The 13,007-nt window shown below is 40.5% G+C and carries 13 protein-coding genes; 12 read left to right on the forward strand and 1 reads right to left on the reverse strand.

The features are described 5' to 3' along the window. Positions 1–176: 176 nt before the first annotated feature. The 9 genes from IQ247_RS32360 (at position 177) to IQ247_RS06235 (ending at position 10,171) form a co-directional block, all read left to right on the forward strand. On the forward strand, positions 177–1,133 hold the full coding sequence (locus IQ247_RS32360) for a reverse transcriptase/maturase family protein (protein ID WP_228059523.1): 957 nt from the start codon (positions 177–179) through the stop codon (positions 1,131–1,133). Next, positions 1,105–1,668: a group II intron maturase-specific domain-containing protein gene (locus tag IQ247_RS32365; RefSeq protein WP_228059524.1), complete on the forward strand. Its 564-nt coding sequence runs from the start codon at positions 1,105–1,107 to the stop codon at positions 1,666–1,668. Before IQ247_RS32360 ends, IQ247_RS32365 begins: the two co-directional genes overlap by 29 nt. Further along, positions 1,655–2,122 carry an RNA-guided endonuclease InsQ/TnpB family protein gene (locus IQ247_RS32370; protein WP_228059525.1) on the forward strand — a complete coding sequence of 156 codons (468 nt, stop codon included), beginning with the start codon at positions 1,655–1,657 and terminating at the stop codon, positions 2,120–2,122. Before IQ247_RS32365 ends, IQ247_RS32370 begins: the two co-directional genes overlap by 14 nt. Beyond that, complete coding sequence (locus IQ247_RS32375; protein WP_228059526.1) at positions 2,073–2,387, forward strand: zinc ribbon domain-containing protein; 315 nt, start codon at positions 2,073–2,075, stop codon at positions 2,385–2,387. Before IQ247_RS32370 ends, IQ247_RS32375 begins: the two co-directional genes overlap by 50 nt. Before the next feature lie 585 nt (positions 2,388–2,972). Continuing rightward, entirely contained in the window at positions 2,973–3,425 is a 453-nt protein-coding gene (locus tag IQ247_RS06215) for a transposase (protein WP_193918104.1), read from the forward strand. Between the two features lie 159 nt (positions 3,426–3,584). Continuing rightward, complete coding sequence (locus tag IQ247_RS06220) at positions 3,585–7,103, forward strand: two-partner secretion domain-containing protein (RefSeq protein ID WP_193918106.1); 3,519 nt, start codon at positions 3,585–3,587, stop codon at positions 7,101–7,103. A gap of 332 nt (positions 7,104–7,435) precedes the next feature. Beyond that, positions 7,436–7,588 (forward strand): hypothetical protein, encoded by a 153-nt coding sequence (locus tag IQ247_RS06225; RefSeq protein ID WP_193918108.1) that lies wholly within the window; start codon positions 7,436–7,438, stop codon positions 7,586–7,588. A gap of 251 nt (positions 7,589–7,839) precedes the next feature. Then, positions 7,840–8,535 carry a YncE family protein gene (locus tag IQ247_RS06230; protein ID WP_193918110.1) on the forward strand — a complete coding sequence of 232 codons (696 nt, stop codon included), beginning with the start codon at positions 7,840–7,842 and terminating at the stop codon, positions 8,533–8,535. Further along, positions 8,495–10,171 carry a PKD domain-containing protein gene (locus tag IQ247_RS06235; protein WP_193918112.1) on the forward strand — a complete coding sequence of 559 codons (1,677 nt, stop codon included), beginning with the start codon at positions 8,495–8,497 and terminating at the stop codon, positions 10,169–10,171. The genes IQ247_RS06230 and IQ247_RS06235 overlap by 41 nt, the downstream gene beginning before the upstream one ends. A 167-nt stretch (positions 10,172–10,338) precedes the next feature. Here IQ247_RS06235 and IQ247_RS06240 read toward each other — a convergent pair whose 3' ends face one another. Then, positions 10,339–10,719 carry a hypothetical protein gene (locus tag IQ247_RS06240; RefSeq protein WP_193918113.1) on the reverse strand — a complete coding sequence of 127 codons (381 nt, stop codon included), beginning with the start codon at positions 10,717–10,719 and terminating at the stop codon, positions 10,339–10,341. A 253-nt stretch (positions 10,720–10,972) separates the two neighbouring features. On the opposite strand from IQ247_RS06240, the gene IQ247_RS06245 reads away from it, so the two are divergent. The 3 genes from IQ247_RS06245 to IQ247_RS06255 are packed head-to-tail and all read left to right on the forward strand — an operon-like array spanning position 10,973 to position 12,982. Then, positions 10,973–11,638, forward strand: a complete 666-nt coding sequence (locus IQ247_RS06245; RefSeq protein ID WP_193918114.1) for an Ig-like domain-containing protein — start codon at positions 10,973–10,975, stop codon at positions 11,636–11,638. Continuing rightward, entirely contained in the window at positions 11,613–11,978 is a 366-nt protein-coding gene (locus tag IQ247_RS06250; protein ID WP_193918115.1) for a hypothetical protein, read from the forward strand. The genes IQ247_RS06245 and IQ247_RS06250 overlap by 26 nt, the downstream gene beginning before the upstream one ends. After that, complete coding sequence (locus IQ247_RS06255) at positions 11,936–12,982, forward strand: hypothetical protein (protein ID WP_193918116.1); 1,047 nt, start codon at positions 11,936–11,938, stop codon at positions 12,980–12,982. Before IQ247_RS06250 ends, IQ247_RS06255 begins: the two co-directional genes overlap by 43 nt. Positions 12,983–13,007 lie beyond the last annotated feature (25 nt).

Here is a 13,007-nt window from a genome sequence, read left to right on the forward strand (position 1 = left end):
TGTGTCATAAACAGGTACATAATACCAAGTTGAAGGCTTGAAATATGGCTTGAGCGGTATGACGGGTAACTGTCACGTACCGTTCTTAGGGGGGTGAGGACTGGTAACAGTCCAATCCTACCCGACAGAAAACTGCTGGAATCGACGGAGTAAAATCCTTGAAACCTACAGAAAGAATGGAACTTGTCAGTAAATTGAATCTAGATGGTAAGTCACAACCAACTCGAAGGGTTTGGATACCTAAACCTGGAAAGAAGGAAAAAAGACCACTAGGAATACCTACTATCCTAGAAAGAGTAAAACAAAGTCTTCTCAAACTGGCATTAGAACCAGAATGGGAAGCCGTATTTGAACCAAATTCCTATGGCTTCCGAATGGGACGTTCATGTCACGATGCAATCGCAGCCATATTTACCAATATTAACAAAAAGCCTAAATATGTGCTTGATGCCGATATTAGCAAATGTTTTGACTGCATTAACCATGAAGCACTAATTAAGAAATTGAATACTTTTCCCAAACTCTCACGACAAATTAAAGCGTGGCTCAAATCTGGAGTCATTGACTTTAGTAAGTGGGCAGAAAGGAAGGGTTACAACAATACGTCAGAAGGAGTACCTCAAGGCGGAGCAATTTCTCCCTTACTGGCTAATATAGCCTTACACGGACTAGAACAACATATAGAAAACAACTTCCCGAACGATAAAAAAGGACGTTGGATAGAATCTTGGAAAAATTACAAGAAAATGTTCCAATCTCCTAGAATAATTCGTTATGCGGACGATTTTGTAATTCTATGTGAAGAACTAGAACCAGTAATCAAATGTAAGGAATTAGTAGAAAATTGGTTGAAAGAAATCGGACTTGAACTAAAACCTAGCAAGACCAGATTATGTCATACCTTAGAAAAGTTTGAAAATCAAGAACCAGGTTTTCATTTCCTTGGTTTTGAAATCAAACAATTCCACGTAGGAAAACATCATTCTGGAAAAACTACGAGTCAGAAACCATTAGGATTTAAAACCATCATTAGACCTTCCTTCATAAAAGTCAAAGTGCATTACGAGCAACTAAACCAATGGTGCGACAAGATGAAAGCTGTAGATGCATTTCTCATTGATAAAACAGCTTAATCCCATCATAGTAGGTTGGTGCAATTATCAATCGCCTTGGCATTCTAAGGAAACCTTCTCTAAAGTCAAAAACCTCATGTGGTCAAGATTATGGAGATGGGCAAAACGTCGTCACCCGAAGAAAAACAGGAAGTGGATAGCCAAGAAATACTTCGGCGGAAGTAAACAATGGTCATTTGTTTCCAGAAGCGGTACAAATCCTCTTGAACTACTCTGTCACACTGACTTCCCAGCCAGCGTTAAATGGGTAAAAGTAGAAGGGATAAGAACGCCATATGACGGTGATGAAATTTACTGGAGTAAACGCATAGGGGACAATTATCAAACCATTGACCCACAAAAAGCCCGATTGTTGAAAAGACAAAAAGGTAAATGCGCCCACTGCGGATTAAGCTTTAAACCTGAAGATTTAATTGAAAAACATCATATTTCAATGAAGTCCAAAGGTGGCAATAATGCTGACAAGAACAATATGTTAGTACACTTACATTGCCATGACCAAATACACCAAACTAAGGCTGATGTCACAAACTAATGGTGACAGTCGTACACTGAGGAGCGGTGTGAAGGGAAACTTTCACGCACCGTTTTGGAGACCAGTGAGGGAAGGTGACTTCCCCACTGAGTTTAATTATTTCTTGAGTGATAGTCAAGGAAACATCGAAGATAATCCACAGTTTTATCGTCAGGGAGAAAGACAATTAAACCGTCTGAATCGTCACAAATCTAAAAAGTATAAAAAAGGTAAACCACAGTCTCAAAATTATCATAAAGCTAGAATCCGTTATGCCCGTAAACATTTAAAAGTAAGTAGGCAGCGAGAAGAGTTTGTTAAAAAAGTAGCACTCCGTTTAATCCAATCTAACGATTTGGTAGCTTATGAAAATTTGAATGTTAAAGGTATGGTAAGAAATCGAAATCTAGCTAAGTCGATAACTGATGCAGGATGGTCGTCCTCCTCGTCGCTGGTTGGATTATTTTGGCTATAAATATGGAAAGTTAACAATTGCTGTTGCTCCCCATAATACTAGTCAGAATTGTTCTAATTGCGGTGAAAAAGTGCAAAAGTCTCTATCAACTAGAACCCATATTTGTAATTATTGTGGATACATAGAAGATCGGGATATTAATGCAGCAATTAATATTTTGCACAAGGGATTAAGTACGGTGGGGCACACCGGATCTTATAAGCTTGGGGAGATAGAACCACTGGTCGGATTGGAGAAATCCTGTTCGGTTAAGTTGTATCCGTGAACCAAGAATCCCCCGCATTCTATGCGTGGGGAGTGTCAAATTTTCTGTTTCCGATACTTAGTGATTTGGAACTAGCACGCATCCCAAGGTATGAACTTAAGCACTTACTTTAAGCGTAGAAATTTAATCCTAAATCTGGTCAGCTAAGAGTTTCAGGATTATGCCTGAAGCTCAGACCGATTGCGGGCTGAGTTGCTGACTTGTGTTTATCGGATTTTGATTTTAGGTACTCTGCTTACTTATAAGAATCAAAACTCCCGAAATTCCATAATTCGTTACAAAAGTTCATAATATTCTTTTAGACCCCCAATCTCCCCAACCCACTTTGCGAGAGCGAAATGACGTATGCAAGTGGCTCTCCTTATTTAAGGGGGCTTTGCGTAAGTCTTAAAATATAAACTTTTGTCAAATAAATCCGAGTTTTGTGTAAAACTAGATCATGAAGCCATATCTAAATATAGAGGGAAAGCAAACTTTTAGAGCGCCCAATGAATTCAACCTCTATATACCTTTTAAGGTTGAGAATGGTTACTGATGAAGCAGGATTGAATTTATCAATGTCACGTTTATTCGCAAGGGCTGTAGATGGTGAAAGATGGTGAAACAGCGGTTGGTAGTGTTCCTGGAAGCAAAGGTGGAAATGTTTATTTAATTGGTGCCTTAAACCTTGATGGAGTTGTTGCTGCAATGACCGTGCCGGGAAGTATAAATACTGATATATTTGTCATTTATATAACTGAAATTTTAGCGCCTCAGTTTTGGGAAGGAGCAATTGTCGTAATGGATAATCTTAAAGTTCATCACGCCGATCATGTAAAGGTCGCAATTGAGTCAGTCGTCGCGAAAATTAAGTTTTTGCCGCCTTATTTTCCCGACTTATCACCCATAGAACTTTGTTGGTCTAAATTAAAGCAGTTTCTTCGTTCTTGCGAGGCGCGTACTCTTGAATCACTCGACCAAGCAATGACTGAGGCTGTAAATTATATTACTGAAGATGATACCCTGGGTTGGTTTAACCACTGTGGTTTATTTAGCTGAAAATTGCTGTAATAGTTAAGGTATCGAATAAAGTGACCGAATAAGTGGGGAAGAAATTACTGAAAAGAAAGTGCATTCTCCATACAGTATTGTTTTGTAAATTTTATAAACATATTGTCTAATTTTGCATAAAACTTGTCAACCAAAACTGATAAATATATGAGACAGTTGCAACAGCCACTCATTGTCTTTTACTTAATAGTGGCTGTATTGCTTGCAGACGTTAGGGGGAATGTAATGGCGGTAGTGCGTTTTGGTTGGTTGGTGGGAATAACAATGGGGAGTGCCATGTGGATAAAGGGCGCTGTTGCCCAAATTACTCCAGATTCCACTTTACCTAATAATTCCATCGTTACACTAAATGGAAGCACCTTCAATATTACTGGTGGAGCCCAAACAGGCAGTAACTTATTCCACAGCTTTCAAGATTTCTCTGTTCCTACTGGTAGTACTGCTTCTTTTAACAATACGGTTGACATTCAGAACATTATCAGCAGGGTAACAGGTGGGTCGGTTTCTGATATTGATGGGTTAATTAAAGCTAACGGTAGTGCGAATTTGTTTTTGATTAATCCCAACGGGATTATATTTGGTGAAAATGCTAGTTTAAATGTTGGGGGTTCATTTGTTGCATCCACCGCCAACGCTATTCAATTTGGCGAACAAGGGTTTTTTAGCGCTACGAATCTCACAAACAATGCACCCTTGTTGACAGTTAATCCATCAGCTTTATTCTTTAACCAAATTGCTGCACCTATCCAAAATAACTCAGTAGCGCCAGCAGGAACAGAACTGGCGGGTTTTGATGTATTTGGTTTGCGTGTTCCAGATGGTAAGAGTTTACTGCTTATTGGTGGTAATATCAACATGGATCGCGGTCAACTGAATGCCTATGGTGGTCGAGTTGAGTTGGGAGGATTGGCTGACTCTGGGACAGTAGCGCTAAATGTGAATGGTGACAATGTGAGCGCGGGCTTTCCAACTGAAAGTGCTTTTGCTGATGTATCACTTACTAATCGCGCTAGTGTATGGGTAGAAGCAGGGAACAGCGGTAGTATCATAATTAACGCTCGAAATTTAGATATTACCAAAGGAAGTACCTTGAGCGCTGGTATCGGTCAAGGGTTGGGTTCTGATGGCTCTGTAGCAGGCGATATTGCGCTTAATGCTACTGGGGAAATAACAGTTGTAGATAGCAATATTGTTAATAATGTGCGAGCAGATGCAGTGGGTAATGCTGGAAACATAAGAATTAGTGCTGATTTTCTAGAATTAACCAATGGCGCTCAACTTCAAGCCAACACCAGTGGAAAAGGTGATGCAGGGAATGTGATAATTGATGTTCGTGGCAATGTCTCTTTTGATAATATGAGCGCTGCTTTCAGCACTGTAGAACGAACAGGAGAAGGAAAAGGTGGAAATGTTCAAATTAGCGCTGATTCTCTAGAATTAACCAATGGCGCTCAACTTCTTGCCAGCACCCGTGGAAAAGGGGATGCAGGGAATGTGATAATTGATGTCCGTGGCAATGTCTCTTTTAATGGGACTTCCAGCGATGGCAGATTCTTTAGTGCTGCTTTCAGCAGAAGTGCTGCTGAAAGCATAGTAAATGAGGGTGCTGTAGGAAAAGGTGGGAATGTTCAAATTAGTGCTGATTCTCTGTCTTTAACCAATTTCGCTCAACTTGTTGCCGACACCCGTGGAAAAGGAGATGCAGGGAATGTGATAATTGATGTTCGTGGCAATGTCTCTTTTGATAATATAAGCGATGCTTCCAGCACTGTAGAACGAACAGGAGAAGGAAAAGGTGGAAATGTTCAAATTAGTGCTGATTCTCTGTCTTTAACCAATGGCGCTCAACTTCTTGCCAGCACCCGTGGAAAAGGGGATGCAGGGAATGTGATAATTGATGTTCGTGGCAATGTCTCTTTTAATAATATAAGCACTGCTTACAGCAGTGTAGAACGAACAGGAGAAGGAAAAGGTGGAAATGTTCAAATTAGTGCTGATTCTCTGTCTTTAACCAATGGCGCTCAACTTCTTGCCAGCACCCGTGGAAAAGGGGATGCAGGAAATGTGATAATTGATGTCCGTGGCAATGTCTCTTTTGATAATATGAGCGCTGCTTCCAGCACTGTAGAACGAACAGGAGAAGGAAAAGGTGGAAATGTTCAAATTAATGCTGATTCTCTGTCTTTAACCAATGTTGCTGAACTTCTTGCCAGCACCCGTGGAAAAGGGGATGCAGGAAATGTGATAATTGATGTCCGTGGCAATGTCTCTTTTGATAATATGAGTACTGCTTTCAGCACTGTAGAACGAACAGGAGAAGGAAAAGGTGGAAATGTTCAAATTAGTGCTGATTCTCTGTCTTTAACCAATGGCGCTCAACTTCTTGCCAGCACCCGTGGAAAAGGGGATGCAGGGAAGATTGAAATTAACGCTCCTAATAGAGTAAGTGTCTCCGGAACCAGTTCAATTACAGGACTCACCAGCGCACTGTTCACATCAACTTTTCCTAGTTCTACTGGTATTGGTGGCGATATCATTGTAAACACCACAAACTTGCGTGTCTCAGATGGTGCAGTGTTAGATACACGAACAAACAATAATGGCAATGGTGGCAATATTACGTTAAATGTCAGACAAGCTGAGATTTTAAACGGTGGGCAACTTCTTTCTACATCTTCTAGCGCTGGAAATGCGGGAAAAATTACAGTGAATGCCACAGATAGAGTTATTGTTGATGGTAGCGATCGCACTTTTAATGACCGTGTTGCTCAATTTGGTAGAGCAGTTTCACCTATTGATGATTCTAGTGGTGTATTTGTTCGTGCTCAAAGCACAGGTAGCGCAGGTAGCATCGAAATAACCACCCCTCAAATTCGCCTAGATAACACCGCAACAATTAGCGCAGAATCTGAGTCAGGTAGCGGCGGTAATATCAACCTGTTTCCTACCAACTTCCTGATCCATCGTCGTGGTAGCCAAATCTCTACCAGCGCAGGCACCGCACAGCAATCCGGAGATGGCGGTAACATTGATATTAACACCCCCAATGGCTTTATCATTGCCGTTCCTAACGAAAATAGCGACATTAGCGCTAATGCGTTTGAAGGTCAGGGGGGAATAATCAAGATTAACGCTACTGGTATTTATGGTATCGCCCCACTCAGCCGAGAAGACCTCCAGCGCAATAGCCCTGGTTTAAACCCAAGTGAAGTTCCCACAAGTGACATCACCGCTATTTCGCAAACGAATCCGACACTTAGCGGTACTATAGAACTTAATACACCTGAAGTTGATCCCAACAGTGGTTTAGTTGAATTGCCAACAATACCAGTAGACACCGAAGTAGCCCAAGGTTGCTACACTCCTGGTTACGCCCAAAGCAGTTTCGTCATCACCGGGCGCGGTGGTTTACCTCCCAATCCAAAAGACATTCTTACTCCTGATGCAACCCAAATAGATTGGGTATCTGTTAAACCTAGTAACAATAACCGTTTCTTACCACCTGTCACCACCAAACCAACTACCTCCATTCCCAAACGTATTGTTGAAGCCACAGGTGCAACACTAAACGCTAAAGGACAAATAGTCCTCACCGCTAATTCATCAACCGTTACTCCTCTAACTTCCAAACAAAACCCACCTCAGTGTCATGGTCATGGTAAATAAAGTTACATGATTTAGCTACTGAAGTTAGTGAGGTAAAAACTTGTCGCAGCAAATATCAGCGTATTTTTGACTGCAATTAGATGAATCTGTTTATACCAATTGCCCGAACAACACTGAATTGAATTCCAAATATACAAACTTCGTCAACGGCAACTCGGTTATTTATAAAGTTTTGTTAAGAAATAGCGTGTTTTGTGTAAAACTCCTGCGCCTAAACTAAATAGAGTGTAGAAGTTTTTCTTGAAAGGAGCAAAAATACTATGGCATCAAATGTCGTTATCAGTTTCCTTAATGTTCTCGAAACGCCCTCAATCCTGAAGAACGCACTCTTCGTGGCTGTAGCAACACCCATAACATCACCTCCATTGGTGGTACGTAATGCGGCGATAGTACACACGACAATTTACAAAGCTTTGATGCAGGCATCACCGAACACAGGTGTGTCATACAAAGCTATTGCATCGCAATTATTCGGAACTTGCTAGGCGTTAGGTAATTTGTTTAATAAATACTTATTTAGCAACAATTCTGAGATTTCCCATCTTGTTAATACCGGCAGTGAGAGAGTTAGTCCCAATTTTTTAAGACCGGGATTTGAACGCCGCAATTAATTTATGTAAGGCTGTCAGTTAGGCAGTTTCAGCCTGTGGATGGGAAGTAGCCGACTACCCCAGTTTGAAGCAGGAAGTAAACGCCAAAATGATATATGTCTAGATTTGTCTAGTTATAGGTAGTTTTGAGTAAGTTTTATGTAACGGTTGATCCCAAAGAATTTAAGGAAGAAGTCAAATTTGAAAGCAACGAAATTAATTTAGAAGCAACGGGAGAATACATCTTAGGGGTACAAAGATTATCAGATTTTGTCGGGGTGATTGACGGACGTGACCCAAATGCTTTATTTGATAATCAAAATATCCGCAGCAGTGCAGACCTTCTTTTAGCTCGTATACCCGTTGGTAAGGATGATGTTCGGGATAGACCACGAGATATTGCTATAACTAACGATGGTAGTCGTGCATACATTACTTTAGAAAATACAGGTCGGATTGCTTTAATTGACCCGATGGTGTTGCAACAAGTTGATATCAATCCTCAAACTGAAGATGTTGTTGATTTGATTAATTTGGGTGCGGATGCTTCTCCGAGGTCAATTGTGATTGATTCACGCGACCAGTACGCATATATTGCTGATAGCCGGATTGGGGTTATTTACGTAGTTGATGTTGATAGCAACTCCGATAAATATCACCAAGTTGTCGAAAAAATTCAGGTGAAACCAGCACCCTATGGGTTGCGGGAAATGGCAATTAGTAGTGACGGTCGTCGTTTATTTGTTACCGCACCTAGTACTGTTTCTTCGTACACTCTAGACCTACAGAAGAGTCAAATTATTGTTGATCGCAATCTTCAATGCCACAGCAACCGGCGATGAACTTACTTATACCTGGGACTTCGGAGACGATTCCGATACAGCATCCGGTGTTACCGTCAACCATCAATTCGCCAATAACGGTACGTATCTAGTTACCTTAACCGTAGCCAACAGCACCGGCTCTACTACGAGTCAAACCCTTACCGTAAACGTTGATAACGTCGCCCCCGTAGTTAATGCAGGCGATAATCAAACTATTTTAGAAGGAACAACAGTCAACTTCAACGGTAGCTTTACCGACCCAGGTATCCTAGATACTCATACTATTGAATGGGACTTTGGCGACGGTAATACGGTAACTGATGTCCTGGAACCAAGTCATAATTACATCCTTGATGGTACTTACACCGTTAAGTTGACAATTACCGATTCGGATGGTGCATCAACAATTGATACACTTACCGTTACAGTTAACAACGCTGCACCAATAATTACCGAAATTACAGGCAATACCATAGTAAATCAAGGAGATACGGCAACCTACAGCGCGATCGCAACTGACCCAGGGAACGATATACTTACATATACCTGGAATTTTGGTGATGGTTCTCAAATACAAACAGGTGCAACAGTTAATCACATCTTTACCCAAGCTGGAACTTATACCGCAACTCTCACCGTTACCGACTCTGACGGTGCTTCAACTCAACAAACTTTTGCAGTACAGGCAATACCAACTGCACCCAAATACGCAATCAGAAGCGAAAAACAAGTTAGAATCAACAACGGTGGAGATTTAGACGGTAATCCCCAAGATATCAACGATGATGCTTTAATTTATGCAGCCAAGGGGTTTACGATAAATGGCAATATTACCCTACCAGTACAGCGAGATGAAAATGGTAATCCCCTTACTGATAGTTCTGGCAAATTAATATTAGTAGATAATGCCGTTACCGTTGCACCTTCTTACACTACCATCAACGCTAACAATAACCAGTATTCTAATTTGGTTCCCCCACAAGTAGTAGACGAACAAGTAATTGAAATCCCAGCTTACGCCGATTTAAAACAGCAATCATTAGATAGTACAATCGCTCCCGGTACCCAAACAGTTACCTTTAATTCTGGACAAAATCCTTTGAATAATTCTCAAGATTGGGCGTTGAAATTCCCAGCACCAGGTGCTGCATCAAATCCACGAGTAGTGAGAGTCACGGGTGGGGGATTAAATATTCCCGATAATATTAATATCAGTAATTACGTTATTACTGTAGACAACGGGGATATTAACTTTAACGGTAGTAACCACAATTTCAATAATGTAGTATTGATTGCCAACAATGGGAATATTAATTTATCTGGGGTACGAGCAACAAATTTATCGGTGTTTGCTTATGGTTCGATTAATATGAATTCTCAAGCCAGGTTTGCGGCTTCTACATTACTTGCATCTGGTAGTACAAACGGTAGTATTAATTTCAATGGTGCAACGACGAGTATTAATAGTGGAGACAATTTAAAAGTGGTTAGTGCTGGTAGAATTACGTTTAATGCTGCGTCGAATAGTCGGGGTTCTATGAGCAGTGTGGGTGATTTTACTTTTAATAATAATTCTACTTTGTACGGTACTATTGCCGCGAAGGGTAATGTTACTTTCAATAATGGTGCAAATGTTGTTTATACTCAACTGTGAGTTTAAGAAAGAGTACCATAAAATGTTAAAAATTACGACTAGACTTAAAAGATTGACATTTTAATGCTGATTTTTCTAAAAAGTTAACTTGAGCAATCGTTTCAACTAATCTTTGTAATCTTTGACTGTGTATGTAACAACCGCGAAGGACTATTTTACTATCCTTGTCATCCAGCTTGTAAAGAATCCACTTTTTTACTCAAGCGTGCTACTTCTGCTTGTAATTCCATAACTATAGTACGAAGGTCTTTTTCAGTCTCTACCTCCGCTTCAAACTCTGCTTCACGTTTTTCCATCAATAAGAGTATTTTTTCCGCTGCTTCTTTTATCAATACGGCATTCAACTCTTCGGGCTTGCCAAGAAATTGAGTTAGCTTTTTATACTGGTGATTTTTTTCCAAATAAAAATATTTATTACCTCTTGAATTATATTCTCTACAACGAAAAATTTGTCCTTGGCAACTGACTCTAAACGATTTTGCTTTTGGTAGTGGGGTATCTACCGTAGCATCTTCTAATAAAACTCCAACGTCTTTTGTCTTACTCATAGTTGTACAGTGCTTCATTTACACGACATTTTAACACTACTTAATTTTAAAAAAAGTTCAACCACCCGCTTGACACTATTGTTCACTTCGTTATATATTTATGTAGCGAAACAAAAGCAAAACAAAAGCAGGCGCTCTAATTCTTGGCGGAATCGCGTCTGCTTCTGCTAAATCCTCTGGATGGAGAATTTAAATATGTTTGATCCAAGTATAGTGCAATCGAATACCCGTTGTCTACTACATTCAAGTTGTAGTGATTTTACCTGGTTCTTATTTACAGTTTGGTTCTGAGAATCAGTTGGTGGGAAGGATTACAGATACTGGGGTGCTTGTCGGAGAAGGTGATGGGGTTTCGATTGTTAGTGTTGGGAGGGGTGGGATTGAAGCGGTAACTGCTCTAAGAGTTGGTGATTTATTACCTACTAACTCTTCAGAAAATAATATATTGCTTGCGGAAAACAATAGTTTGAATGTATACCCAGGAGCGGTTATTCTCACCGAAGATGCAACACGACAAATGCTGGTTGGAATTAAAGCAATATATGAATCACCAGACCTCAAAGATGCTACTACGGGTACTCGTTACTTTGTCAATAACCCGGATATCGTAAATGTTAGTACAGATGGATTGATTACCGCACGTAACAACGGTATTGCTAATATTACAGTAATTCATGGAGCTTCTGAATATATAGTTCCGGTTATTGTTGAGACGACCACTGTTGTTTCTACAACGAATGGTACAGCAGCAGTCGCTCAATTGGATGACGAAGGTGGAATTGTATCCATTCAAGTTACCGACGCTAATAACGAAGAACTGACTACGCAATTGATGGTAGCTCCGGGTACGCTATTTGACGTTGTATCCGTGAACCAAGAATCCCCCGCATTCTATGCGTGGGGAGTGTCAAGAAACTGATATTCGCTTCACACCATTATTAGAAGAAAGTCAAATATCGCTAACTACACCATCCGACTTCCGATTTATCTCAGGATTTAAGTTAGAAGCTGGTGATAACCCCTTAGCTTTCCCCGTACAGTTGACAATGGAATTGCCGTCTCAATATAAAGATGACCCATCGGTAATCGGTCAAACTGTATACTTCTTTGAACTCGGTTATGCCCCCAACGCAACTGGTGAAATTGAAGAGAAATGGCTGGTTGCAGAAACGGGTATAGTTGGTGCAGATGGGATGATTCGTACTTCCTCTCCTCCGTGGAAAGGTGTACGACCTGGATTGATGATATTAATCCGTTAGTCAGCGTTACGGCTGATTATGGGATTATTGCTGAAGACCGTCCTAGAAATCAGTTTACTTATGGGGTGTTGGAAGTTCCCGATGGTAATGGTGGATTTGTTGAAAGCGATCGCGGTCCAATTGGTACTTATTTGTATAATTTGGTAGCGACTCCACCAGATTTGGTGAGCTTGATTGGTCCGTATGGTAAAGGAAATGACTCAACTCCTACTTTTGAATGGGATTTCCTCGTTCCTGATGAACAAATTACTGAAGTTAACTTGTTTGTTAGTACTTTTGCTAAAGGTGAAGGGTTGTTACCGACGGATGAGTTGGTTGATTTATCCGATTCTTCGTTCTTACCGCAATTTACCCAAGGGGAGAAGCGTGAACTGCTTACCAAACGTTGGAATGGGTATGATGATTTCAATCCCGGTCGTATTTTAACGGCTACTTGGAAGAAGGAAACTAATACTTGGTATGACCGTGATGGTACGGAGATTATTGCTGGGGATGATGACCCACGTAATACTAGTACTCGTTTGACTTTGAATGATGTTCTTACGCTAACAGCCGGTCAAGATTACAATTGGGCTGTGCAAGCTGTGAGGGCAAATGGGGAAACTGACATTGATTTTGATTCGTTTAGAACTACATCTGGGCTTACGGATAATCCATTCAGTAGCGTTAGCATACTAACTCACGGCTTTACGATATTACCAACGGCAACAGGAGTTCCCAACGATTTCTTTGAATTGGCTGACAGTATCGCTTCTGTAAATGGTGAAGCACCTGACGAGAAAGGATTGATTCTACTTTACGATAAACCTACTGGTCTATGGACTCCTGTAGATGGTAAAGGCAAGAAAATTAATGAATTAACGGACAATCTCAATCCGGGTGATGAAAATTACTTAACAATATTGGCGGATAATATTATCCGCAAATATGTTAACCAAAATAAATCATTAGTATTACTTCCAGAATGGTCTACCTTAAACGAGTCAATTATTGAAACTAAGTGATTGGACAAAAATAATTGTATATTTC

The organism is Plectonema cf. radiosum LEGE 06105, assembly GCF_015207665.1.
Lineage (GTDB): Bacteria > Cyanobacteriota > Cyanobacteriia > Cyanobacteriales > Nostocaceae > Rivularia > Rivularia radiosa_A.